Origin of the sequence: Mycobacterium sp. NPDC006124, assembly GCF_040614235.1 — a bacterium.
GTDB lineage: Bacteria > Actinomycetota > Actinomycetes > Mycobacteriales > Mycobacteriaceae > Mycobacterium.
The window spans coordinates 1-25,220 of sequence record NZ_JBEXUA010000007.1; the positions used below are offsets into that span (position 1 = coordinate 1).

20 protein-coding genes are annotated in these 25,220 nt (G+C 67.9%); 14 read left to right on the forward strand and 6 right to left on the reverse strand.

Going from position 1 to position 25,220, the window contains the following annotated elements:
• Positions 1 to 213: 213 nt before the first annotated feature.
• Complete coding sequence (locus ABZ195_RS15735) at positions 214 to 798, reverse strand: TIGR03086 family metal-binding protein (RefSeq protein WP_355219265.1); 585 nt, start codon at positions 796 to 798, stop codon at positions 214 to 216.
• Positions 799 to 868: 70 nt separating this feature from the next.
• Here ABZ195_RS15735 and ABZ195_RS15740 point away from each other — a divergent pair, with 70 nt between their 5' ends.
• A complete protein-coding gene (locus ABZ195_RS15740; protein WP_355219267.1) occupies positions 869 to 1,723 on the forward strand; it encodes an LLM class F420-dependent oxidoreductase in 855 nt (284 codons plus the stop codon).
• A gap of 3 nt (positions 1,724 to 1,726) precedes the next feature.
• Here the strand turns inward: ABZ195_RS15740 and ABZ195_RS15745 are convergent, their stop codons facing one another.
• Positions 1,727 to 2,515: a DeoR/GlpR family DNA-binding transcription regulator gene (locus ABZ195_RS15745; RefSeq protein ID WP_355219269.1), complete on the reverse strand. Its 789-nt coding sequence runs from the start codon at positions 2,513 to 2,515 to the stop codon at positions 1,727 to 1,729.
• Between the two features lie 137 nt (positions 2,516 to 2,652).
• Between ABZ195_RS15745 and ABZ195_RS15750 the strand changes: the two genes are divergently transcribed.
• From ABZ195_RS15750 to ugpC, 10 genes are read left to right on the forward strand one after another with little or no spacing between them, the layout of a single operon-like run.
• A complete protein-coding gene (locus tag ABZ195_RS15750; RefSeq protein ID WP_355219271.1) occupies positions 2,653 to 3,528 on the forward strand; it encodes a class II fructose-bisphosphate aldolase in 876 nt (291 codons plus the stop codon).
• Positions 3,525 to 4,835, forward strand: coding sequence for a D-tagatose-bisphosphate aldolase, class II, non-catalytic subunit (locus tag ABZ195_RS15755; protein ID WP_355219273.1), 1,311 nt, complete (start codon positions 3,525 to 3,527; stop codon positions 4,833 to 4,835). Before ABZ195_RS15750 ends, ABZ195_RS15755 begins: the two co-directional genes overlap by 4 nt.
• Entirely contained in the window at positions 4,832 to 5,968 is a 1,137-nt protein-coding gene (locus ABZ195_RS15760; protein WP_355219275.1) for an SIS domain-containing protein, read from the forward strand. Before ABZ195_RS15755 ends, ABZ195_RS15760 begins: the two co-directional genes overlap by 4 nt.
• Complete coding sequence (locus ABZ195_RS15765) at positions 5,961 to 6,956, forward strand: BadF/BadG/BcrA/BcrD ATPase family protein (protein WP_355219277.1); 996 nt, start codon at positions 5,961 to 5,963, stop codon at positions 6,954 to 6,956. Before ABZ195_RS15760 ends, ABZ195_RS15765 begins: the two co-directional genes overlap by 8 nt.
• Positions 6,953 to 7,900, forward strand: coding sequence for a DMT family transporter (locus tag ABZ195_RS15770; protein ID WP_355219279.1), 948 nt, complete (start codon positions 6,953 to 6,955; stop codon positions 7,898 to 7,900). Before ABZ195_RS15765 ends, ABZ195_RS15770 begins: the two co-directional genes overlap by 4 nt.
• On the forward strand, positions 7,897 to 9,207 hold the full coding sequence (gene melA, locus ABZ195_RS15775; RefSeq protein WP_355219281.1) for an alpha-galactosidase: 1,311 nt from the start codon (positions 7,897 to 7,899) through the stop codon (positions 9,205 to 9,207). The genes ABZ195_RS15770 and melA overlap by 4 nt, the downstream gene beginning before the upstream one ends.
• A 22-nt stretch (positions 9,208 to 9,229) precedes the next feature.
• Positions 9,230 to 10,510: an ABC transporter substrate-binding protein gene (locus ABZ195_RS15780; RefSeq protein ID WP_355219283.1), complete on the forward strand. Its 1,281-nt coding sequence runs from the start codon at positions 9,230 to 9,232 to the stop codon at positions 10,508 to 10,510.
• A 13-nt stretch (positions 10,511 to 10,523) separates the two neighbouring features.
• Entirely contained in the window at positions 10,524 to 11,414 is an 891-nt protein-coding gene (locus tag ABZ195_RS15785; protein WP_355219285.1) for a sugar ABC transporter permease, read from the forward strand.
• On the forward strand, positions 11,414 to 12,322 hold the full coding sequence (locus ABZ195_RS15790; protein WP_355219287.1) for a carbohydrate ABC transporter permease: 909 nt from the start codon (positions 11,414 to 11,416) through the stop codon (positions 12,320 to 12,322). The genes ABZ195_RS15785 and ABZ195_RS15790 overlap by 1 nt, the downstream gene beginning before the upstream one ends.
• Before the next feature lie 10 nt (positions 12,323 to 12,332).
• Positions 12,333 to 13,412 (forward strand): sn-glycerol-3-phosphate ABC transporter ATP-binding protein UgpC, encoded by a 1,080-nt coding sequence (gene ugpC, locus ABZ195_RS15795; RefSeq protein ID WP_355219289.1) that lies wholly within the window; start codon positions 12,333 to 12,335, stop codon positions 13,410 to 13,412.
• A 439-nt stretch (positions 13,413 to 13,851) separates the two neighbouring features.
• On the opposite strand, the gene ABZ195_RS15800 is transcribed toward ugpC, so the two are convergent.
• Together ABZ195_RS15800 and gltB are read right to left on the reverse strand one after the other, a co-directional pair.
• The gene (locus ABZ195_RS15800; RefSeq protein WP_355219291.1) at positions 13,852 to 15,318 is read right to left on the reverse strand and encodes a glutamate synthase subunit beta; all 1,467 of its coding nucleotides are present in this window, start codon (positions 15,316 to 15,318) and stop codon (positions 13,852 to 13,854) included.
• Positions 15,311 to 19,960, reverse strand: coding sequence for a glutamate synthase large subunit (gene gltB, locus ABZ195_RS15805; RefSeq protein WP_355219293.1), 4,650 nt, complete (start codon positions 19,958 to 19,960; stop codon positions 15,311 to 15,313). The genes ABZ195_RS15800 and gltB overlap by 8 nt, the downstream gene beginning before the upstream one ends.
• 725 nt (positions 19,961 to 20,685) lie before the next feature.
• Here gltB and ABZ195_RS15810 point away from each other — a divergent pair.
• Entirely contained in the window at positions 20,686 to 22,101 is a 1,416-nt protein-coding gene (locus tag ABZ195_RS15810; RefSeq protein ID WP_355219294.1) for a chloride channel protein, read from the forward strand.
• Positions 22,102 to 22,212: 111 nt separating this feature from the next.
• Positions 22,213 to 22,980, forward strand: coding sequence for an aquaporin Z (aqpZ, locus tag ABZ195_RS15815; protein WP_355219296.1), 768 nt, complete (start codon positions 22,213 to 22,215; stop codon positions 22,978 to 22,980).
• Positions 22,981 to 23,053: 73 nt separating this feature from the next.
• On the opposite strand, the gene ABZ195_RS15820 is transcribed toward aqpZ, so the two are convergent.
• Positions 23,054 to 23,596 carry a DNA starvation/stationary phase protection protein gene (locus ABZ195_RS15820; RefSeq protein ID WP_355219298.1) on the reverse strand — a complete coding sequence of 181 codons (543 nt, stop codon included), beginning with the start codon at positions 23,594 to 23,596 and terminating at the stop codon, positions 23,054 to 23,056.
• Between the two features lie 108 nt (positions 23,597 to 23,704).
• Between ABZ195_RS15820 and ABZ195_RS15825 the strand changes: the two genes are divergently transcribed.
• Positions 23,705 to 24,352 (forward strand): DUF2461 domain-containing protein, encoded by a 648-nt coding sequence (locus tag ABZ195_RS15825; RefSeq protein WP_355219300.1) that lies wholly within the window; start codon positions 23,705 to 23,707, stop codon positions 24,350 to 24,352.
• Here ABZ195_RS15825 and ABZ195_RS15830 read toward each other — a convergent pair.
• On the reverse strand, positions 24,349 to 25,209 hold the full coding sequence (locus ABZ195_RS15830) for a DNA-3-methyladenine glycosylase 2 family protein (RefSeq protein WP_355219768.1): 861 nt from the start codon (positions 25,207 to 25,209) through the stop codon (positions 24,349 to 24,351). The two genes, ABZ195_RS15825 and ABZ195_RS15830, sit on opposite strands and share 4 nt — an antisense overlap.
• Positions 25,210 to 25,220 lie beyond the last annotated feature (11 nt).

The following is a 25,220-nucleotide window of genomic DNA, read 5'->3' on the forward strand; positions in this document are numbered from 1 at the left end:
AACCCACGTCCCTACGTGTGGACCAAGACCGCCGATCAAATCCTCGCCAGCATCGGCAACTACTGCCAACGAATTAACGACTCAGAACACTAGCCATCCACCGTGTGATCCCATATCGCCGGCGCTATCAACTTCTTGCGTGCATCATGCCGTCGCTCCGGCGTCGAACACGACCCGAGTCGGGCTACACGCCGGGAATGCTCCGGAGCGCATCTAAGCCCACGCCCGCGGGTCTCGCCCACTCAACGCGATCGCTCGATCCAATGTCGTTGCCGACGAGTCGATCTCGACGGCGGAGTCGAAGAGACCCTCCACCGGGCCGGCCGCGGTGAAGCTGGCCAGGTGCGCGTACACTGCCTCGGCCACGTCGTCGTCGACCCGATAGTCCTGACCAGTCGCCACCGCCACGTCCCACCCGTGCACCACGACCTCGGCCAGGCCGACCATGCCGCACACCTCACCGGGCAGGTCGACCCCGCCGACGCGGGTCATGCCCTCCCAGGCGGTCGGCTCACGCCACGCGTCGGCCAGCAGCGCCAGGTTGTCGGGGTAACGCGACCGCCAGTCGCCGTCGAGTTCGAAGGCCTCCGCACCGGGCGGGCTGTCGGTCATCTCCCCGAGGTCCTTGCGCGCCGCCGCGGCGAACGCCGCGGCGAGCCCACCGAGGTGGGCCACCACCTGGCGCAGGGTCAGCTTCTCGCACGGAGTGGCTCCGTCGAGCTGGTCGTCGGTCACGCCCGCGAGGACGTCGGTGGTCCGCGCGCACGCCTTCGCCACCAGGGGGGTCATCTCGTTCATGTCCATACCGACTCGCGGCGGCGCGGAAACTCGTCGACGCCTGACAGGTTGCGGGTCTAGGGTTGATCGAGTGCGATTCGCCTTCAAGACATCCCCCCAAAACACCACGTGGTCGGAGATGCTGCCCATCTGGCAGGCCGCCGACGACATCGACGTCTTCGAGTCCGGCTGGACCTTCGATCACTTCTATCCGATCTTCTCCGACTCCAGCGGCCCCTGCCTAGAGGGGTGGATCACCCTGACGGCGCTGGCCCAGGCCACGAAGCGGCTCCGCGTCGGCGTGCTTGTCACCGGCATCCACTACCGCCACCCCGCCGTGCTCGCCAACATGGCCTCCGCCCTCGACGTCATCTCCAACGGCCGCCTCGAACTCGGCATCGGCGCCGGCTGGAACGAGGAGGAGTCCGGGGCCTACGGCATCGAGCTGGGCACCATCAAGGAGCGCTTCGACCGCTTCGAGGAGGCCTGCGAGGTGCTCACCAGCCTGCTGACCAAGGAGTCGACCACCTTCGACGGCAAGTACTACCAGCTCAAGGATGCCCGCAACGAGCCCAAGGGCCCGCAGCAACCGCACCCCCCGATCTGCATCGGCGGCAGCGGTGAGAAGCGCACCCTTCCGCTGACCGCCAAGTACGCCGACCACTGGAACTTCGTCGGCGGCACGCCGGCCGAGTTCGCCCAAAAACGCGACGTCCTCGCGGCCCGCTGCAAGGACATCGGCCGCAACCCCAAGGAGATCACCCTCTCGGCACACGTCCGCCTGGGTGAGGACCGCAATTACCAAGCGGTGGTGGAGGATTGCGTCGCGCTCGGCGCCGAGGGCCTCGATCTGGCGATCATCTACCTGCCGCCGCCGTACGACCCGGCCGTCTTGGAGCCGCTCGCCGAGGCCATCCGCGACTCGGGTCTGCTCAACACACCCTGACCCTCACGCGTCGTCGTCGACCGCGACGACGTGGACGTGCACGCCGGCCGCGGCAATGCGTTCGAGCTGCTGCGGATTGGCCGTCGAGTCGGTGACCAGGTGGTGAATCTCGCTGAGCGGCACCATCTTCGCCAGCGTCACCTTGCCGATCTTCGAGCCGTCGACGGCGACGACGACGCGCTGCGCGTTCGCAGCCATTGCGATCGCAGTCCGCGCCTCGGCCTCGTCGTAGGTGGTGGCACCGATCTCGGCGGACATGCCGTCGGCGCCGAGGACCGCGGTTCCGACCGTGATCACTTGAAAGGCGTGCTCCGACATCGGGCCAACGGCCTCGAGGGTGTTGCCCCGCACCAGACCGCCGGTGGCGATCACCTTCATGTGCGCGTCGACGGCGCAGTCGGCGGCGATCGTCAGCGAGTTGGTGACGATGGTCATGTTGGGGCGACCCTTCAGCGATCTGGCCACCTCGCCGGTGGTGACGCCTCCCGTGAGGGCCACGGCTTGCGCCCCGGCCGGCACCAGGGCGGCTGCGCGGTGCGCGATCCGCCGCTTCACCGCCACCATGCGGTGGTCCCGGAGGCGCACCGGGATTTCGCTGCCGCTCGGATCGAGTGCCCGCGCGCCACCGTGGGTCCGGACCAGCAATCCCTGTTCCTCGAGTTCGTTGAGGTCGCGCCGCAACGTCGCGACCGACACCTTCAGTTCACTGCAGAGCACCTGCGACGCCACTTCTCCGCGATCCCGCAGGAGCGAGAGCACCTCGCGCATGCGGTCCGTGCGCTTGATCGACATCGCTGAAATCTCCTCGGGACGGAACCGGCGCAATCAGTTTTCCTGATCGTTTTGCCCGTTTGCATTGCGCGCTTTGAGCGAGCTTCTCATGATCGACAGATGTTCCGCACGTCACACCCCACCAAGCGAGTGAGCCAGTGAGCCTGGCCGCCACCGCCGACCTCGTCGCGGCGGCCGTCGCCGACGGCACCGCCGTCCTGGCCTTCAACGTGATCACCCTCGAACATGCCGAGGGCATCGCCGAGGGCGCGGAGCAAGCCGGGGTAGCGGCGTTGTTGCAGCTCAGCGAGAACACCATCCGCTTCCACGGCGGTCAGTTGGCTCCGCTCGTCTCGGCGTGCGCCGGCATCGCGGCGCAGTCGTCGGCCCCCCTGGCCATCCACCTCGACCACGTCACCGACGTCACCCTGATCAGCGAGGCCATCGGTTCTGCGGCCGGTCTCGGTGTCAGCTCGATCATGGTCGACGCCGCCCACCTGTCCTACGACGACAACGTCGAACGCACTCACGGCTTCGTCGATCTCGCTCACCGCGCCGGGCTGTGGGTCGAGGCCGAACTGGGCGAGGTCGGCGGCAAGGGCGGAGCGCACGACTTCGGCGTCCGCACCGATCCCGCGGAGGCCGCGTCCTTCGCCGGCGCCACCGGCATCGACGGTCTCGCCGTGGCCGTCGGCAGCTCACACGCCATGACCACGCGCGACGCCGCACTCGACGTCGATCTCATCGGCCGCCTCGCCGCCCAGGTGCCCGCGCCGCTGGTGCTGCACGGCTCCTCCGGGGTCCCCGACGACCAGCTTCGCCTCGCCGTCGCCGCCGGCATCCGCAAGGTCAACGTCGGCACCGCACTGAACGTCGCCTACACCGCAGCGCTCCGCGAGTCCCTGGCCGCCTCCCCGGCCGCGAGCGATCCCCGCCGAGCCCTGGCCGCCGCGCGCACCTCGATCGCCGACACCGTTGCCGAACTCTGCCGTGCCGTCGCGCCGAGGCCCGTCCCGAGCGGTGGTACCCGATGACCGACACACTCCGACGCGTCGACTGGTTGGCCCAGACGGTCGCCAGCCACAAGGCCGGTCACCCGGTCGGCGTCTACTCCGTCTGCTCGGCTCACCCCACCGTGGTGGAGGCCGCCATGGCCCAAGCCGCCGCCGACGGCAGCTACGTGCTGATCGAGGCGACGTCCAACCAGGTCGACCAATACGGCGGGTACACGGGGCTGCGGCCGGCCGAGTTCCGCGATCTGGTGCTGCGCATCGCCGACGACACGGGTTTCGCGAGGGACCGCGTCGTCCTGGGTGGTGATCACCTCGGGCCCAACCGATGGCAGCACGAATTGTCCTCCGCCGCAATGGAGAAGGCCGACGTCTTGATCGCCGCATACGTCGAGGCGGGCTATACCAAGATTCACCTGGACTGCAGCATGTCGTGTGCCGACGATTCCGACGTGTTGCCCGACGAGATCGTCGCCAGCCGGTCGGCACGACTGATGCGGGTCGCCGAAGACACCGCGCATCGCCTCGGATCACCTGGCCCGGTGTACGTCATCGGCACCGAGGTGCCCGTTCCCGGCGGTGCCCACGAAACGCTCGAGCACCTCACCCCGACACCCGCCGACCGCGCTCGCCGGACCATCGACGCGCACCGGTCGGCCTTCGCCGAGCTCGGACTCGGCGACGTCTGGCCCCGCGTCGTCGCGTTGGTGGTTCAACCCGGCGTCGAATTCGACCACCTCAGCGTGTTCGACTACCGCCGCGAGGCCACCGAGGAGCTGCGCACGGTCCTCGACACCGAGCCGAACCTCGTCTTCGAAGCGCATTCCACCGATTACCAACGGCCCGAACGGCTTCGAGAGTTGGTCGAGGACCACTGGGCCATCCTCAAGGTCGGTCCCGGCCTGACGTTCGCGATGCGCGAGGCACTGTTCGCGCTGGCCATGATCGAGGCCGAACTGGTGCCGCGTACCTCGCGGTCGAACCTCGTGGAGGTCGTCGAACGCCGGATGCTGGCCGAACCCAAGTACTGGGAGGGCTACTACGACGGTGAGCCACGCGCGCAACGCACCGCCCGTCGGTACAGCTACAGCGACCGACTGCGCTACTACTGGGCCGATCCCGAGGTCGACGCGGCCCGGCGCACCCTGCTGGAGAACCTCGACCGCACGGGAGTGCCCTTGCCCCTCATCAGCCAGTTCCTGCCCGGCCAGTACGACCGCGTTCGTGCCGGCCAGCTCGAACCCGCCCCGCAGGCTCTGGTCCTCGACCGGATCCGCGACGCCATCCGCCCCTACGCACGCGCGTGCCTGACCACTGGAGCAGCCCAATGACGACCGTCCCCGCCCAAGAAGACGGCGGCTCGACCATTCTCGAGATCGCCCAACAGCCCGACGCCTGGCGCGAGGTCGCCGGGCGCACCGACGAGGAGGCCGACGCCTTCCTCGGTGAGCTCCTCGCGCGCCCCGATCTGCGGATCATCTTGACCGGGGCCGGCAGCTCGGCCTTCGCCGGCGAGATCGCCGCACCGGCCTTGCGCCGTCATCTGAACCGCCGCGTGGAGGCCATTGCGACCACCGACATCGTGGCGGGCCCGCTGGACTTCCTGGAGCGCGGGACCCCCACCCTGATGGTGTCGTTCGGCCGGTCGGGCAACAGCCCCGAGAGCCTGGCGACCACGGTGTTGGCCGATGAACTGGTCGACGAGGTGTGGCATCTGGTGCTCACCTGCGACCGTGAGGGCAAGCTGGGGCGCGAGCACGCCGATCGCAAGAACTCCCTGGTCGTCTACATGCCCGAGCGCACCAACGACGTGGGCTTCGCGATGACGTCGAGCCTGACCTCGATGTTGTTGTCCTGCTTGCTGATGCTGGGTCCAGCCTCCGCCGGTGACGTGGACGCCCTGGCCGCCGCCGCGCAGCACGTGATCGACCGGCAGCGAGACGTCCGGTCGCTGGCCCAGACCAAGAAGCAGCGGTTCGTCTACCTCGGCAGTGGCCCGCTGGAGGGCCTCGCCAGGGAGTCCGCCCTCAAACTGCTCGAGCTGACCGCCGGCGAGGTGGTGACCTACTTCGACTCCCCGTTGGGCTTCCGGCACGGCCCGAAGTCCGTCCTGGACGCCGACACCTTGGTCGTGGTCTACGTCTCGAACGATCCGCACACCCGTCTCTACGATCTCGACATCATCGCCGAGATTCGCAACCAGCTCGGCCAGGACGCCGTCACGGTGCTCACCACCGAACCCATACCGGCGGATCTCGGTCCGGCTCTGGTGCTTCCGGGGCTCGCGGGTTCCAACGATGCGCTCGTCGCGTTGCCATACCTGGTGTTCGCGCAGTACGTCGCGCTGTTCACGTCCCTCGAATACGGCAAGACGCCGGACAACCCGTTCCCGTCCGGCGAGGTCAGCCGCGTCGTCAAGGGCGTGACCATCCACCCGATGACCAACGGAGACGCCCATGCCTAATTACCTCGGCGTCGACGGCGGTGGGTCCAAGACCGCCTTCGCGCTCGTCGACTCCGACGGCCGGATCCTGGCCCGCGCCACCGCCCCGCCGTCCTACTACTTCAACTCCAACTTCGACGTCGTGGAAGATGCTCTGACCCAGGGCATTCGGGATGTGTGCGGTCAGGCGGGCATCGTCGAGTCCGACATCGCGGCGGCCTTCTTCGGACTGCCCGGCTACGGCGAGGCCAGCGCCGACGTCGAGAAGCTCGACGCGGTGCCCGGCCGGGTCCTCGGCCACGACCGCTACAGCTGCGACAACGACATGGTCTGCGGGTGGGCGGGATCGTTGGCCGGAGAGGACGGCATCAACGTCATCAGCGGGACGGGGTCGATGACCTACGGGGAGCGCCAGGGTGTCGGGCATCGCGTCGGCGGCTGGGGCGAGCTGTTCGGCGACGAGGGATCGGCGTATTGGGTTGCAACACAGGGGCTCAACGCCTTCAGCAGGATGAGTGACGGCCGGCTGAATCGCGGCCCGCTCTACACCCTGCTCACCGAGCGGCTCGAACTCGCCGGCGACCTCGACGTCGTCAGCCTGGTGATCGACACCTGGGGCGGTAACCGCACGTCGATCGCGGCACTCGCGACGACGGTCTGTCAGGCCGCCCGCGAGAAGGACGCGGTGGCCGGCCGCATCCTCGCCGACGCCGTCGCCGAACTGATCGCACTGGTCGACACCACCCGAACCCTGGTCGGCTTCACCGAGGGAGAGACCGTGCCGGTGTCGTATTCCGGCGGAATGTTCTCCGACGAGGACTTCCGTGCCCTGTTCGTCGATGCCGTGAAGGACCAACGGGCCGACTACGACCTGCGACTCCCGCTACTCGACCCGGGACTGGGTGCCGCCCTGTACGCCGCCAAGCACCGAGGTGAGCCGCTGAGCAGCGATGCGGTCCGCCAATTGTCCGTCAACGCAACGACCTTCGACGAAGTGAGAACGCCATGACCACCACCCCCGCCACCGGGAACACCCGCAGCTGGATCTTCTACGCGACGCTCCTCGTCCTGTTCTGGGGCGTGTGGGGAGCCTTCTCCGCGCTGCCGGCGACGAAGTACGGCTATCCCGACGAGATGATCTACTCGATCTGGGCGTTGACGATGATCATCCCCGCCGCCGTCATCCTGCGCGGCCAACGGTGGGACCGACGCCCCGCCGCGACGATCTACGGCTTGTTGATCGGGCTCACCGGTGCGGGCGGCCAACTCGCGCTCTTCCAGGCGCTCACCATGGGCCCCGCCTACCTGATCTTCCCCATCATCTCGATCTCGCCGGCCATCACCGTCGTGATGGCGATGGTGCTCCTACGCGAGCGCATCGCGCCGCTCGCCGTCGTCGGTCTCGTGATGGCGCTCGCAGCCATCGTGTTGTTCACCATCACCGGCGGCGACTCCGAGGGATCGTCGGGCCCGTGGCTGCTGCTGGCGATCGTGATCTGCGTGGCGTGGGGCGTGCAGGCGTACTTCATGCGCAAGACCGCGACGATTGGCGTCAACGAGGCCACCACGTTCGGGTGGATGACCATCAGCGGTCTGCTCCTGATTCCGGTCGCGCTGTTCTCCCTAGGCGGGATCCCCACCGACTTCCCTTGGCAAGCACCCGCATTGACAGCGGCTACTCAGGTGCTCAACGCGATCGGGGCACTCTTCCTCCTGATGGCTCTCGCTCGGGGGAAGGCCTCCATCGTGGCCCCCACGACGAACGCACTCGCACCTGCGCTCACCGTGGTCATCTCCCTGATCGCCTACCAGACGTTGCCGACTCCGTATGGCGCGATCGGAATCGTGCTGGCCCTGGTGGGTTCGACGTTGATGGTCTACGCCGATGAGCGACGCGGTGAGGCCCCGACGGCAGCCGTCCTGGAGCCCGTGGCCGCCAAGGACCACCGGTGAAGCCCACGATCGTCATCATCGGCGCCGGCAGCGTCGAGTTCACCCGCGAGCTCCTCGGTGACGTCTTCTCGTTCCCCGAGCTTGGGTCGGTGCGGGTCGTGCTGCACGACATCGACCCCGAGCGTCTGCAGACCGCCGAGGCCATCGCCAACGCGACCGCCAGCGCAGCCGGTGCCCAGCCGGAGGTGGTGGCGATCGCCGACCGGCGTCGCGCGCTTGCCGGCGCCGACTACGTCATCAACGTCATCCAGGTCGGCATGCACGCTGCGACGGTGCGCGACTTCGACGTTCCGGAGAAGTACGCCCTGCATCAGACCATCGGCGACACCATCGGCATCGGCGGCATCTTCCGAGGGTTGCGGACCTTCCCCGTGCTCGCCGGCATCGCCGAGGACATGATGGAGGTCTGTCCCGACGCGTGGTTGCTGAACTACACCAACCCCATGGCCATGAACGTGACCTACCTGCGGCACGTCGCGCCCAAGTTGAAGGTACTGGGGCTGTGCCACTCGGTGTACTGGACGATGCGCGGGCTCTGCGAGATCATCGACGTGCCGTTCGACGAGGTGTCGTACTGGTCGGCGGGCGTCAACCACCAAGCGTGGGTGCTTCGCTGGGAGCGCGGCGGGCAGAGCCTGTATCCGCTTCTCGACCAACGGATCTCCGCCGACCCGGAGCTGCGCCGACGGGTCCGGGTCGACATGTACCGCCGGCTTGGCTACTACCCGACCGAGACCAGCGAGCACTCCAGCGAATACGTCCCCTGGTACCTGCGCCATCCCGACGAGGTGAACCGCCTGCGTCTCGACGTCGGCGCCTACGTCCGCATCAGCGAGGCCAACCTCGCCGAATACTCCAGGGTGCGTTCGGAGTTGGCCGACGGTTCGACACTCGAGATCGACACCGAGTCGACCGAGTACGCACCCCAGGTGATCCACTCCCTCGAGACGGGGCAGCCGCGGGTGATCTCGGCCAACATCGCCAACGGCGGGTTGATCACCAATCTGCCCGACGGTCTGGCGGTCGAGGTGCCCACGTTGCTCGACGCCCTCGGCGCGCACCCCACGAAGGTGGGCGACCTACCGCCCCAGTGCGCCGCGCTCAACCGCAACTTCCTCGGGCCCGTCGAGCTCGCGGTCCGGGCCGCCGTCGACGGCGACCCGCGGTTGGTGCGGGCCGCCGCCATGGTCGACCCCAACACCGCTGCCACGCTGACCGTCGACGAGATCTGGAAGCTGTGCGACGACCTGACCGTCGCGCACGGTGATCTGCTGCCCGAACCGCTCCGCACCACGCTCGCGCCATGAGAACCCACCAAGGAGTGTCCAAATGATCCGATCTCGACTGTGCATCGCGTTGGTCGCCATCCTGGCGTTCGTCCTCACCGCCTGCGGTGGGGGTGGCTCGTCGCCGTCGGGTCCGACGGAGATCGCGGTGTGGCACGGCTATCAGGACACCGAGGGCGAGGTCTTCAAGGGCCTGATCGCCCAGTACAACAAGGATCATCCCGACGTGAAGGTCAGCGAGCTGTACTCCAGCAACGACCTGGTGCTGCAGAAGGTCCTGACCGCCGTGCGCGGTGGCAGCGCGCCGGACGTGGCCTACATGTTCGGTTCGTGGTCACCGAACATCGCCCAGATTCCCGCGGTGGTGGACATGGCCGACGAGGTCAAGAACCCCGACTGGAAGTGGGACGACTTCTACCCGGCCGAACGCGAGGCCGCGACGGTGGGCGACAAGGTCGTGGGCGTGCCCGCTCTGGTCGACGATCTCGCGATCGTCTACAACGAGAAGCTGTTCGCCGAGGCCGGTGTCGCCCCTCCGACGAAGGACTGGACGTGGGACGACTTCCGTTCCGCCGCTGCCAAGCTCACCGATCCGAGCAAGGGGCAGTATGGCTGGCTGATTCCCGCCGACGGTAGCGAGGACACCACCTGGCACTACCTCCCGATGCTCTGGGAGGCCGGCGGCGACATTCTGAACTCCGACGACACGAAGGCGACGTTCAACTCTCCCGAGGGCGTCAAGGCGCTGACCGTGCTGCAGCAGATGGCGGTCACGGACAAGTCGGTCTACCTCGACACCACCAACGAGAATGGGCCGAAGCTGATGAACAGCGGCAAGGTCGCCATGCTCATCACCGGTCCGTGGGATCTGAGCCAGCTGTCCGACATCTCCTACGGCGTACAGGTGATGCCCACCTTCGCCGGCTCCAACGGCGGCCACCAGACGATCGCCGGCCCCGACAACTGGGTGGTGTTCGACAACGGTGACGCGAAGAAGAAGGCGGCCGTCGACTTCGTGAAGTGGCTCTCGGCCCCCGAGCAGGTGAAGGCGTTCTCGCTGGGCACCGGTGACCTGCCCATCCGTACGTCGGTGGGCCAGGACCAGGCGGTGCTGGCCAAGCTCAACGAGAACGTGCCCGGCACCGCGGCATTCGTCGAGAACCTCGACAACGTGAAGAAGGTCCGGCCTACGGTGGGCCAGTACCCGGACGTCTCCGAGGCTCTGGGACAGGCCATCGTGTCGGTCATGCTCGGCAAGGAGCAACCGGCCGACGCGCTCAACGCCGCTGCCACGGCCGCCGACGCGGCCCTGGCCGAGAAGTAGGACGGGAGAGCGCATGCCGTCGCTGCTGGGACGACTTGGCCGCACCGACACGGTGGCGGGGTGGGCGCTGGTGAGCCCCGCCGCGGTGCTGATCGGCATCTTCGGTCTGCTGCCGGTGCTGATGTCGCTGCAGTTGTCGTTCCAGCAGTCCGACCTGCTACGGCCGCAGACGCCGTGGGTCGGGTTGGCCAACTACCGCAAGCTGGCGCAAGACCCCGTCTTCGTCGAGGCGATCAAGCACACCATCGTCTACACCGCCCTGTTCGTCCCCGGCACGATGCTGGTGGGTCTGTTCGTCGCCGCGGCGATGAACCGCTCGGTGCGCTTCATCTCGGTGTATCGCACTGCCGCCTACATCACGATGGCGGTCTCGACGATCTCCCAGGGCATCATCTTCCTGTGGCTGACCGACCGCGACTACGGTCTGGTCAACGCCGGACTCAACGCCGTCGGTATCTCCTCACAGCCCTTCCTGGCGTCGCCGTCTCAGGCGCTGTTCGTCATCGTGGCGATGACGATCTGGGGTTGGACGGGCTTCTCCGTGATCGTGTATCTGGCTGCCCTGCAGGGTGTTCCGCCTGAGCTGCACGAAGCGGCGATGATCGACGGCGCGAGTGCCCTGACCCGCTTTCGCACCATCACCGTGCCGCTGCTGGGCCCGGCCAACCTGTTCCTGCTGGTGTGGTTGACCATCAACGCGCTGCAACTCTTCGACGAGGTGTACGCCACCACCCGTGGCGGTCCGCTGCGCGCGACCACCGTGATCGTCTACTACCTGTGGGACCGGGCCTTCGTGCACTTCGACGCCGGTTACGCCGCGGCGATGGCCTACGCGCTGTTCGTCGTCATCCTGATCATCACCGCCGTCCAGTTCCGGCTCGCGCGGAAGCACGTGCAGAACTGATGACGACCACCGAACTGCCCCCGACCGAAACCGTCGCCCGCGAGGCGCCTTCACCGCGGCGCGAGCGCAGGTATCGGTTGCCGTTCAGCCCGTGGCACCTGGTGCTCATCCCGATGACCTTCGTGCTGATCCTGCCGCTGCTGTGGATGCTCGTCACCTCGTTGCAGACCGAGAGCGAGACCAACCACTTTCCGCCGGTCCTGTTGCCCGAGCGGCCACGGTTCGAGAACTACACCGAGGCCTGGGCGGCAGCGCCATTCGGCCACTTCTTCCTCAACAGCGCGATGGTCACCGTGGTGGTGCTGATCAGCAACCTGGTGGTCTGCAGTCTCGCGGGATACGCGTTCGCCCGCATCCGCTTCCTCGGTCGCGGCGCGCTGTTCGTGACGCTGATGGCCACGCTGATGGTGCCGTTCCAGGTCACGATGATCCCGGTGTTCCTGATCGTGAAGTGGTTCGGGGACAACGTCTGGGCGGGCCTGGGCATCGACCACATCGGCGCGTTGATGCTGCCCAATCTGGCGACCGCGTTCGGCATCTTCTTCCTGCGTCAGTTCTTCCAGACGGTGCCGGTCGAACTCGAGGAGGCCGCCCGGGTGGACGGCACGTCGCGTCTGGGCGTGCTGTTCAAGATCGTGCTGCCACTGTCGCTGCCGGCCATGTCGACCCTGGCGGCGCTGACCGTGCTGACGTCCTGGAACGACTTCCTGTGGCCGCTGATCGTGATCACCTCGCAGGATCAGATGACGATTCCGTTGGGGCTGAGCTACTTCCAGGGTGCGCATCGGGTCAAGTGGCCACTGCTGATGGCGGCGAACGTGATGAGCCTGCTACCGATGCTGCTCGTCTTCATCGGCGCCCAGCGCTACTTCGTCCAGTCGGTCGCCAGTACCGGAATCAAGGGTTGAGGGGATTACCTTGGCAGAGGTCGAGTTTCGAGACGTCACGCGCCAGTACTCCGGTGGGGTGACGGCCCTCAAGAGGCTGAACCTGACCGTCGGCGACGGGGAGTTCCTCATCCTGGTCGGACCGTCGGGGTGCGGCAAGAGCACCGCGCTGCGGCTGCTCGCCGGCCTGGACAAGCCGACCTCCGGTGAGATCCGGATCGGCGGGTCGGTGGTCAACGGCCTGGCTCCGGGCGACCGTGACATCGCCATGGTGTTCCAGAACTACGCGCTCTATCCGCACATGACGGTCTACCGCAACCTCGCCTACGGCCTGCGGCAGCGCCGGACGCCACGGGCCGAGGTCGAGCGGCGGGTGCGCGAGACGGCCGCACTGCTGGAGATCGACCAGCTCCTGGACCGTAAGCCCGGTCAGCTGTCGGGCGGACAGCGTCAGCGGGTGGCCATGGGTCGAGCCCTGGTGCGACAGCCGCAGGCGTTCCTACTCGACGAGCCGCTGTCGAATCTGGACGCGAAGCTGCGCAACCAGGTGCGGGGTGACCTCAAGCGGTTGCACCGGGAACTGCCCGTCACCTCGATCTACGTCACCCACGATCAGGTGGAGGCGATGACCCTCGGCGACCGGCTGTGCGTGATGTCGGCCGGCGAGGTGCAGCAGATCGGCACCACCGACGACATCTACAACCGGCCGGCCAACACCTTCGTGGCGGCGTTCATGGGCAGTCCGCCGATGAACCTGCTGCCCGGCGTCGTTCGCGGCGGCATGCTCCACGTCGCCGACGAGCCGATCGCCACGGCGGCGACCCCCGACGGTCCCGTGACGGTCGGCGTTCGGCCCGAGCACCTCGAGGTGCATACGACCCGCGTCGACGGCATGGTGCCCGCGCGGGTCGACGTCGTCGAACCTCTGGGCAGCCACTCCCTGGTCACCGCCCTCGTGGGTGAGGACACCAGGATGATCGTCCACGCCCCGGCGGGCACGCTGCTCGACCCCGGAACGCCGATCGGGGTGGCGATGCCGCCCGAGCGGACGTACTTCTTCGATGCGGTCACCGGCGAGGCGCGTCGCAGTCGCGAGCGGATCACGTTGTAGCAGTTACTGACGCGCGGGAAGATAAATCGGCTAAGCAAACTTTTCCCGGGTGCCGCCAGGTCCTCCGCAGCTGCGCTAGACGCCGTAGCGAACGAGTTCGGCGGCCGTCACCAGACGCTCGTGCTTGGCCGGAAAGTCGCGGCTCCGCACCGGGTGCCGAAGCAGGGACCAGGCCATACGCCCCATTCGAGAACGGACAATCGGGTTGCTGTACACGGTGCTCACTCCTGCCGTCGTCTGGCTCACCGCGGGGAAACACTGGCGCATAACCCCCGGAGATCATTAGACACCTGTGATCTGGCTAACACCAGCGGACGCGCCGAGAAAAAGTCGGATGTTTCTGTTGTGACTGGAGTGGTTACTGGGACTCGTCACCACGCCATTCGCGCGCTTCACGACAGGCCATCCGCCTCGCAAGGCGGACGAACGGCGGGGTTGGCTACCGCTGAGGCGCGGCCGTGGGCTTGATCGGCGCCGGCAACGCCGTGCGCCCCATGAGGTACGCGTCGACGCCCGCGGCGGCGGCCCGGCCCTCGGCGATCGCCCATACGATGAGCGACTGCCCGCGACCCATGTCACCGGCGACGAAGACACCCGGCACGGAGGTCTGGAAGTCGTCGTCGCGCTTGACGTTTCCGCGGTCGGTCAGCTCGACGCGCAGATCGGTCAACAGGCCCGACTTCTCGGGACCGACGAAGCCCATGGCCAGGAGAACCAGGTCGGCCTCCAATTCGAAGTCGCTGCCGTCGAGCTTGGCGAACTTGCCGTCGCGCATCTCGACCTCGTGCACCTTGAGCGCCGTGACGTGCCCGTCGACGCCGATGAACTCCTCGGTGTTGACCGAGAAGATCCGCTCGCCACCCTCTTCGTGAGCGGAGGCGACCCGGTACATCAGCGGGTAGGTCGGCCACGGCGTCGAGTCCGCGCGCTCCTCGGGGGGCCGCGGCATGATCTCGAACTGGTGCACGCTGGCCGCGCCCTGCCGGTGCGAGGTGCCCAGGCAGTCCGCGCCGGTGTCGCCGCCACCGATGATGACGACCTTCTTGCCCTTGGCGGTGATCGGCGGCTCGCCGTCGTCGCCGACCACGGGGTCCCCGTTCTGCACCCGGTTGGCCCACGGCAGGTACTCCATGGCCTGGTGGATGCCGTCGAGTTCGCGGCCGGGGATCGGCAGGTCGCGCCAGTCGGTCGCACCGCCGGAGAGCACCACGGCGTCGTAGTTCAACCGCAGTTGCGCAGCGGTGAGGTCGACGCCCACGTCGACTCCCGTGCGGAACGTCGTGCCCTCGGCCGCCATCTGCTCGAGGCGGCGGTCGATGTGGCGCTTCTCCATCTTGAACTCGGGGATGCCGTAGCGCAGCAGACCGCCGACGCGATCGGCGCGCTCGAACACCGTCACCTGGTGGCCCGCGCGCGTCAACTGCTGTGCCGCAGCCAGACCCGCGGGGCCCGAACCGACGACGGCGACCTTCTTGTTGGTCAGCCGGTGTGGCGGAAGGGGAAGCACCCAGCCCTCGTCGAAGGCGTTGTCGATGATCTCGACCTCGACCTGCTTGATGGTCACCGGGTCCTGGTTGATGCCCAGGACGCACGAGGCCTCACACGGCGCCGGGCACAGCCGCCCGGTGAACTCCGGGAAGTTGTTGGTGGCGTGCAACCGCTCGATGGCGTCACGCCACCGGTCCTTGAACACCAGGTCGTTCCACTCGGGGATCAGGTTCCCGAGTGGACAACCGTTGTGGCAGAACGGGATACCGCAGTCCATGCACCGCGCGGCCTGATTCTGCAGCACGTCGTGGGGGAAGTCCTCGTAGACCTCGTTCCAGTCGCGCAGACGCAGCGGGACGGGCCGCCGCTGTGGCGTCTCGCGGTGGGTGTGCTTGAGGAAGCCGCGCGGGTCAGCCACGAGCCGCCGCCATGATCGCGGTGTTGACGTCCTCGCCGTTGCGTTCGGCCTCGGCGATGGCGGTCAGGACCGACCGGTAGTCGCGCGGCATGACCTTCACGAAGTGCTTCAGTTGAGACTCCCAATCGGACAGAACCCGTTGGCCGACGGCCGAATCGGTGGCGTCGACGTGCGCGACGAGCATGTCGCGCAGCCAGTGCACGTCGTCGTCGTCCAGCCGCTCCAACTCCACCATCTCGCCGTTGAGATTGTCGGACAGCGTGCCGTGCAGGTCGTAGACGTAGGCGATGCCGCCGGACATTCCCGCGGCGAAGTTGCGGCCGGTGGGTCCGAGGATGGCCACCTTGCCACCGGTCATGTACTCGCAGCCGTGGTCACCGACGCCCTCGACCACCGCGTGGGCGCCCGAGTTGCGGACCGCGAAGCGCTCACCGACCTGACCCCGCAGGAACGCCTGGCCGCTGGTGGCGCCGAACAGCACCACGTTGCCCGCGATGATGTTGTCCTCGGCGATGAACTCCGCCGGCGCGGACTCCGACGGCCGCACCGCGATGCGCCCGCCGGACAGACCCTTGCCCACGTAGTCGTTGGCGTCGCCGTAGACGCGCAGCGTGATGCCCTTCGGAAGGAAGGCACCGAAGCTGTTGCCCGCCGACCCGTCGAACGTGATGTCGATGGTTCCGTCCGGAAGCCCTTGTCCACCATGAATCTTGGTCAGCTCGTGGCCCAGCATGGTGCCGACGGTGCGGTTGACGTTGGCGATGGTGGTGCGGAACTTCACCGCCGTACCCGTGTCGAGTGCCTCGCGGCTCTGCGCGATCAACTGCTGGTCCAGGGCCTTGTCGAGGCCGTGGTCCTGGCGCGAACTGCAGTACAGGTCCTGGTTCATGAACGCCGAGTCGGGTTCCATCAGCACCGGGGACAGGTCCAGCTTGCGGGCCTTCCAGTGCTCGGCGGCCTGCCTGGTGTCCAGCGCACCGACCTGGCCGACCATCTCGTTGACCGTGCGGAAGCCCAACTGCGCCATGAGTTCGCGCACTTCTTCGGCGATGAAACGGAAGAAGTTCTCGACGAACTCGGGCTTGCCGTTGAACCGCTCGCGCAGCAGCGGGTTCTGAGTGGCGACGCCGACGGGGCAGGTGTCGAGGTGACACACCCGCATCATGATGCAGCCGGCCACCACCAGGGGGGCGGTTGCGAAGCCGAACTCCTCGCCGCCGAGCAGCGCGGCGACGACGACGTCCCGGCCCGTCTTGAGCTGACCGTCCACCTGCACGACGATGCGGTCGCGAAGGCCGTTGAGCAGCAACGTCTGCTGCGTCTCGGCCAGGCCCAGCTCCCACGGGGCGCCGGCATGCTTCTGCGACGTCAGCGGAGTGGCGCCGGTGCCGCCGTCGTGACCGGAGATCAGCACCACGTCGGCATGTGCCTTCGAGACGCCGGCGGCGACGGTGCCGACGCCGTTCTCCGAGACCAGCTTCACGTGAACCCGGGCGCTGGGGTTGGCGTTCTTCAGGTCGTGGATCAGCTGCGCGAGATCCTCGATCGAGTAGATGTCGTGGTGCGGCGGCGGCGAGATGAGCCCGACGCCCGGCGTCGAATGCCGCACCTCGGCCACCCAGGGGTACACCTTGTGACCCGGAAGTTGGCCGCCCTCACCGGGCTTCGCGCCCTGGGCCATCTTGATCTGGATGTCGGTGCAGTTGGTCAGGTAGTGGCTCGTCACGCCGAACCGACCGGATGCCACCTGCTTGATCGCGCTGCGGCGCCAGTCGCCGTTGGCGTCGTGGTCGAAGCGGTCCACCGACTCGCCGCCCTCACCGGAGTTGGAGCGGCCGCCGAGGCGGTTCATCGCGATGGCCAGGGTCTCGTGCGCCTCGGCCGAGATGGAGCCGTAACTCATTGCGCCGGTGGAGAATCGCTTCACGATCTCCGAGACTGGCTCGACCTCGTCGAGCGGGACCGGAGGTCGCACGGCGTCGTCGCCGGTGCGGAACTTCAGCAGCCCGCGCAGCGACGCGAAGCGCTCGCTCTGGTCGTCGACCAGCTTGGTGTACTCCTTGAAGATCGCGTACTGGCCGGTGCGGGTGGCGTGCTGCAACTTGAAGACGGTGTCGGGGTTGAAGAGGTGGTACTCCCCCTCGCGGCGCCACTGGTATTCGCCGCCGACCTCGAGCTCGCGGTGGGCGCGCTCGTCGGGCCGGTCGAGGTAGGCCAGGGTGTGCCGGGACGCGACATCGGCGGCGATGTCGTCGAGGTCGATGCCATCCACCGGGCAGTGCAGCCCGGTGAAGTAGTCGTCGAGCACCTGCTGGCTGATGCCGATGGCCTGGAACAATTGAGCGCCGGTATAGGACGCCAGCGTGGAGATGCCCATCTTGGACATCACCTTCAGCACGCCCTTGCCCGCGGCCTTGGTGTAGTTGGCCTTGGCCTGGTCACTGCTGATGCCGGTGATGATGCCGCGGTCGACCATGTCCTCGATCGACTCGAACGCCATGTATGGGTTGATCGCGGCGGCGCCGAAGCCACACAGCGCGGCCATGTGGTGCACCTCGCGGGCGTCACCCGATTCGACGACCAGCCCGACCTGGGTGCGGGTCCGGTCGCGCACCAGATGGTGGTGCACGGCCGCGACGCTGAGCAGCGACGGGATCGGTGCGAGGGACTCGTTGGACTCACGGTCTGACAGCACGATGATGCGCGCGCCGTCGCGGATGGCCGCCGAGACCTTGGCCCGGACGTCGTCGAGGGCCTCCTTGAGCCCCTGACCGCCCCGCGCGACCGGGTAGAGACAGCGGATGACCGCGGCGCGCAGACCGTGCTTGTGGCCGCGGATCTCGTGGTCGGGGTCGACGCAGACCAGCTTCGACAACTCGGCGTTGCGCAGAATCGGGTTGGTCAGCACGATCTGACGGCAGGAGTCGGCCGTCGGGTTCAGCAGATCGCCCTCGGGGCCGACGGTGCCCTGCAGGCTGGTGACCACCTCTTCGCGGATGGCGTCCAGCGGGGGGTTGGTCACCTGGGCGAACAGCTGGTGGAAGTAGTCGTAGAGCATCCGCGGCCGGGCCGACAGCACGGCCACCGGAGTGTCGGTGCCCATCGAGCCGAGCGCTTCGGCACCGCTGCGCGCCATGGGCGCGACGAGGAGGTTGAGCTCCTCGTAGGTGAAGCCGAATGCCTGCTGGCGCAGCACGACGCGGTGGTGCGGCATGCGGACGTAGTCACCCGGGGGCAGATCGCCGAGGTGGAACAGACCGGCCTCGAGCCATTCCTGGTACGGCTGCTCGGCGGCGAGTTCGGCCTTGACCTCTTCGTCGGAGACGATGCGGCCCTGAGCGGTGTCGACCAGGAACATCCGACCGGGCTGCAGACGCATCTTCTGCACCACGGTCGACGGGTCGAGGTTCAGCACCCCGGCCTCCGACGCCAGGACGACGAGGCCGTCCTCGGTGACCCAGATGCGCGACGGCCGCAGACCGTTGCGGTCGAGCACGGCGCCGATGACGGTGCCGTCGGTGAAGCACACCGACGCCGGGCCGTCCCACGGCTCCATCAGCGACGAGTGGTACTCGTAGAACGCCCGACGCGCGGGGTCCATGCCCTCGTGGCGTTCCCACGCCTCGGGGATCATCATCAGCATGGCGTGGGGCAGGCTGCGGCCGCCGAGGTGCAGCAGTTCGAGCACCTCGTCGAAGCGGGCGGTGTCCGAGGCGCCAGGGGTGCAGACCGGGAAGATCTTGTCGACGTCGGAATGGGACCCGAAGACGTCGGTCTTGATGAGCGCCTCACGCGCCCGCATCCAGTTCTCGTTGCCGGTGACGGTGTTGATCTCGCCGTTGTGGGCGACGCGGCGGAACGGATGCGCCAGCGGCCACGACGGGAAGGTGTTGGTCGAGAAGCGAGAGTGGACGATGCCCAGGGCGCTGGTCAGCCGCTCGTCCTGCAGGTCGAGGTAGAACGCCTTGAGCTGCGGGGTGGTGAGCATGCCCTTGTAGACGAACGTCTGGCTGGAAAGGCTTGGGAAGTAGACGGTTTCACGACCGGGGCCGTCCTGGCCGGGCCCCTTGGTGCCCAGCTCGTGCTCGGCGCGCTTGCGCACCACGTAGGCGCGGCGCTCCAGGGCCATCACGTCGGCGTCCGACCACGGACCCTCGCCGCGCTCGGTGAGGGAGATGAACACCTGTCGGAAGGTCGGCATGGCGTCGCGGGCGAGCGCGCCGAGGGAGGAGTCGTCGGTGGGCACGTCGCGCCAACCCAGGCAGGTCAGACCCTCGGCCTCGATGATCTTCTCGACCGATTCGCACGCCGCCGCGGCGTCGCGAGACGACTGCGGCAGGAAGGCGATGCCGGTGGCGTAGCTACCCGCCTCGGGCAACTGGAAGTCGACGACGGCGCGGAGGAACTCGTCGGGCACCTGCAGCAGGATGCCCGCGCCGTCACCGGTGTTCGGTTCGGCGCCCTGGGCACCGCGGTGCTCCATGTTCAACAGGGCGGTGATGGCCTTGTCGACGATGTCGCGGCTGCGGCGGCCGTGCATGTCGGCCACCATCGCCACGCCGCAGGAATCGTGCTCGTAGGCCGGGTTGTAGAGGCCCTGCTTGCGGCCTCCCTGCCTCGAGCCATGGTCGCTGGGCGCCATTCCCACCTGCCCTTCACACCTACATGGAAGCCTGATGCTGACAGCCGTCCAGGACGACTGTTGCCGGCGGGCGATGGGTCGATCTGCGTGCAGCACTGAACGACGGGACTTCCCACTCGCCACGAATGGGGAAACGATATGACAAACCCCGCCTGACATGCCAACTTAGTCAAGCCTAAGGATCCGGCCGACCCAATTCCGCGACACGGGGCACGGCGCGGGCGGGACGACGACGAAATCCGTTGTTGCGGTGCGCTGGTGACGGTGCGGGGGTCACCGTTGCGGGCGACGGCGGCCGCCACCGGACGAACCGTGGTCTCGGCAAACTGTTTGCTGTGAATGTCATCGGTGGCGACGGAGTGCCACTTTGCACTCGTCAGAAATTTGCTGCGGGATAATTTTCAGCCTCGGGCGAGTGTCGCCGCCCACCTCGGCGGGGTGGGACGGCGCCGCCGACCGGCCGCCACCCGGTCGACACCAAGCCCGGGGTCGTGCGGGCTGCCGCGGGAATCGTGAATCATGTCGTGCACCAACGTCTTCGACGAACGACCCGGCCGACGAGCTTCGCCTCGGCCACACCGGGCGCCGACGCGGCCATTACGGTTGCCGTGCGGATCCATGGCGAATCGCCCGGGAGACGCCACGCCGGCTGTGTCGGAGAACGCACTCCGAGGCGGGGCCACGGCTCGTGCTCGGGGCCCGACGGCCGCTGCTAGCATCCGCGCATGGCCCAGGCTCGCAGCACCGGCGGCTGGCTGGGCACCCTCGTCAGGAACTCCGGGTACCTCCGCAAATGGCTGATCCTCGGCGTCGCGATCGGTGTCATCGCAGGCTTGGGCGCCGTCGTCTTCTACCTGGCGTTGAAGTACGCCGGCGAGTTCCTGCTCGGCGATCTCGGCGGCTATCGACCGCCCACGGCAGCAGCCGAGGGCGGCCAACGGGGGTCAACCGGCTTCAGCCGCGCCTGGGCGATTCCCCTGGTCACGCTCGGTGGCGCCCTGGTGTCGGCGCTGCTGGTCGCCAGGTTCGCCCCGGAGGCCGCCGGTCACGGCACCGACAGCGCGATCGAGGCGGTCCACACCGATCCCCGGTCCATCCGGGCGCGAGCGGTCGTGGTGAAACTAGTGTCCAGCGCCCTGACCATCGGCTCGGGCGGGTCGGCGGGCCGCGAGGGTCCGACCGCGCAGATCTCCGCCGGGTTCGGCTCGCTGCTGGCGCGCCGACTCGACCTGTCCGACGTCGACGGGCGCGTGGCGGTGTCCCTGGGCATCGGGTCTGGAATCGGCGCGATCTTCGGCGCGCCGCTCGGCGGTGCGGTCTTGGCCGCGTCGATCGTCTACCGGGAGGACTTCGACTACCGCGCGCTGGTTCCGGGGTTCATCACCTCCGGCACGGCGTACGCCGTCTACGGTTCGCTGCTCGGTTACGACCCCTTGTTCGGCTACGTCGCCCGCGACTACGAGTTCGTGCCGACCCAGTTGGGGTGGTTCCTGCTCATCGGCGTCGTCTCGGCGGGCGTGGGGTATCTGTACGCCAAGGTCTTCTACGGAACCGTCGCGTTGACCAGACGCCTTCCTGGCGGCCGGGTGCTCAAGCCCGCCGTCGGCGGCCTGCTGGTCGGCCTGCTGGCGTTGCTCATCCCCCAGATCCTGTCCAGCGGTTACGGATGGGTGCAGCTGGCGTCGGCTCGCGACACGCTGATGACCATCCCGCTGTGGATCGTGCTGATCCTTCCGCTGGCCAAGATCGTCGCCACCTCGCTGTCGATCGGCACGGGGGGCTCCGGCGGCATCTTCGGCCCCGGCATGGTGATCGGCGGGTTCGTCGGCGCAGCGATCTGGCGGCTCGCCGATCTGACCGGAATGCCCGCAATCCCCGCCGGCCCAGGCGTCTTCGTGGTGGTCGCCATGATGGCGTGCTTCGGCAGCGTCGCCCACGCACCGCTGGCGGTGATGCTCATGGTGGCCGAGATGACGGGTTCCTTCTCGGTGCTGCCGGGCGCGATGATCACCGTCGGCATCGCCTACCTGCTGATCACGCGCAGCAACGTGTCGATCTACGAGTCACAACGGATCAACCGCGAGAGTGCCGAGGCGGAACGCCGCGGCGAGGCGAGGATCGTCAAGGACGAGTTCGAGTAGCTCGGTCACCATCGGGTCGAGTTTCGGTAACGACCATTCCGAAAGCGTTTGGCCACGTGCGACGCTGAGCGGCACGGGGAGTTCAACGACGTGCTGCCGAGGGAGGGCACCATGACCACACCCACCATGTGGCACCGGCTGGCAGCCGAATTCATCGGAACGTTCTGGCTGGTGCTCGGAGGCTGCGGCAGCGCCGTCTTCGCCGCGAAGTTCACGTCCGACGGGACCGAACTCGGCATCGGATTCCTCGGCGTGTCACTGGCATTCGGGTTGACCGTCCTCACGGGCGTCTATGCCTTCGGCACCGTCTCCGGCGGCCACTTCAACCCGGCCGTGACCCTTGGAGCGGCGATCGCCAAACGGGTCGAGTGGAAGGCGTTGCCCGCCTATTGGATTGCGCAAATCATCGGAGGGCTCGTCGCCGGTGGGGTCATCTACGCCATCGCCTCGGGCAAGGCCGGCTGGACTGCCGAGGGCAACATGGCCGCCAACGGATACGGCGAGCACTCCCCCGGCGGGTACTCGATGCTGGCCGTGCTGATCGCGGAGGTGGTCCTGACGGCCGTCTTCCTGCTCGTCATCCTCGGCTCGACCGACGATCGCGCCCCGCGGGGATTCGCGGGCTTGGCGATCGGCCTGACGCTCACCCTGATCCACCTCGTCTCGATCCCCATCTCGAACACGTCGGTCAACCCGGCTCGGTCGACTGCGGTGGCGTTCTTCAACGGGGCGGGGGCGCCGGCGCAGCTGTGGCTGTTCTGGTTGGCGCCGCTAGTCGGCGCGGCGCTCGCCGGCGCCGCCTATCCGCTTCTGTTCGGCCACCACGAAGAACTCGCCGACCGGCCCGTCCGCGATGACAACCTGGAGGAGGTGAACTGAGCAGACGCAGCACTCGGGCCCGCATCCCCTCGGGATGCGGGCCCGCCGCGGCTGTCTGCTCAACCGAAGATCGCTACCCCTTGGCCGCCTTGGCGGCGCTCTTCTCGGTGCTGGCACCCTCGTTGGCCAGTTCACCACCGGAGTTCTCCAGGTGCGCCCGCACGAACCACTGGAACTTCTCCAGTTCGGCGGCGTGGCCGATCAGCATGTCCTGAGACACCGGATCGAGTTCCTCGAGCGTCTCGATGGCCTTGCGGGTGTCCTCGTTGACCCCGTTGTAGACCAGGTCCAGCGCCGCCAGGTGGGCCAGCACGGTGTCGCGGCCCACCGAGTAGTCGTCCCACGTGCGGTCCTTGAGGATCGCGCCGGGCGTCCCCTGCGGCGAGGCCCCCAACGTAGCGATGCGCTCGGCGGCCTCGTCGGCGTAGCCCCGGACGAGCTCGACCTGAGGATCGATCATCTCGTGCACCCCGATGAAGTTCGGGCCCACGACGTTCCAGTGCACGTGCTTCAACGTGAGGTGCAGATCGTTGTAGGTGCTCAGTTGCTTCTGCAGCAGATTGGCGACCTCGCTGGCGTCCTTGTCGGACATTCCGGGAATCGTGAATCCTGCCATGCGTCGTATCTCCCTTTTCTCATTCTGGTTCTCGACAGCTCACCTACCCGCCCGCGCCTCGGGTTACACCCGTGCGGGCCACCGTGATCACCTCGCTACGCTCGCGTGGTGACTGAGTCGACGGACGGGTTCGCGGGTTTTCCGGAAGCCGCGCTCGACTTCTACGACGACCTGGAGATGGACAACACCAAGTCGTTCTGGGAGGCGCATCGCGACGTCTACCTGACGTGCGTGAAGGCGCCGACCACGGCCCTGGTCACGGCCTTGGAACCGGAGTTCGGCACAGCCAAGGTGTTCCGTCCCTTCCGCGACGTCCGGTTCGCCAAGGACAAGACGCCCTACAAGACCCATCAGGGTGCCTACGTGGGAGCGGGCCCCGCATGCGGGTGGTACGTGGAGATCGCCGCTCGCGGGGTGCGCACGGGGGCCGGGTTCTACGACGCCAGTGCGACGGACCTGGCCAGGATTCGGGCGTCGATCGTCAACGACCTGACTGGTGACCAGCTGGGCAAGATCCTCGCGAAGCTGACCCGGGCCGGGTTCACCGTCGGCGGGGACCGGCTCAAGACCTCACCGAGGGGATTCGACGGCGATCATCCCCGCATCGACCTGCTGCGCCATCGCTCGCTGACGGTCACCAAGGACTACGGCTTCGAGCCGGTCATCCACACCCCGGAGTTCGTCGACGCCGTCCGGGCGGATTGGCGCGCGGCCCGCCCCCTGGTGGAGTGGGTGGCCGCCCGCCTGGGCGACTAGAGCGTCCGCAGATTCGGGATCGCCATCCGCGCACCGAACCGCGGGTTGCGGGCCAACCCGCTGACCTCCAGCAGGCGGACGGCCCGAAACCTATGCGGCCGAAGCGGTTCCAAGAGCCGAACCATCTCGTCGTCGTCTATCCGATGGCCGAGCAACGTCGACCCGACCACGTTGGACAGGTGGTAGTCGCCGATCGACAAGGCGTCGGCGTCACCCCAGGCACGTTGGGCGACCTCGGCGGCCGTCCAGATCCCCACCCCGGGCAGCGTCATCAAGGCCGTGCGGGCGGCCTCGGGCGGACGCGCCGACAGGCGCTCCACCGCGTCCGCGCGCTGCGCGCACCCGACCACCGTCCGGGCCCGTCCGGGGTCGACATTGGCCAGATGGAACTCCCACGACGGGACGCGCCGCCACACCTCCGCCGACGGCGGAACCCGCATGCGCTCCGGGGCGGGACCCGGCGCGGGCGCCCCGAACTTGGTCACCAACAGCCGCCACGCGCGGAACGCATCCTTGCCGGCCACCCGCTGTTCGAGGACGGCCGGCACCAGCGCCTCGAGCACCCGACCGGTGCGGCCCAGCCGAAGGTGCGGCACCCGGCGGTGAGCGGCGGCGATCGTCGGCTCCTCGGGGGCGAACCCCGTCGCGTCGTCGTCGACGCCCAGCATCGCCGGCAATCCGTCGACGAACTCCGCCGCCCCGTCGCCCCACGCCTCGCAGTCCACCGTCGTGCGCGCAGACGCGACGATGCGCGCCGTCACGGGCCCGCTGGGCAACAGGCTCGTCTTCCAGATCGCCCCGTCGACCACCCGGTAGCACGGATCACCCGGGCCACGGCGTTGCGGCGACAGCGTCATCGAGGGGCTCG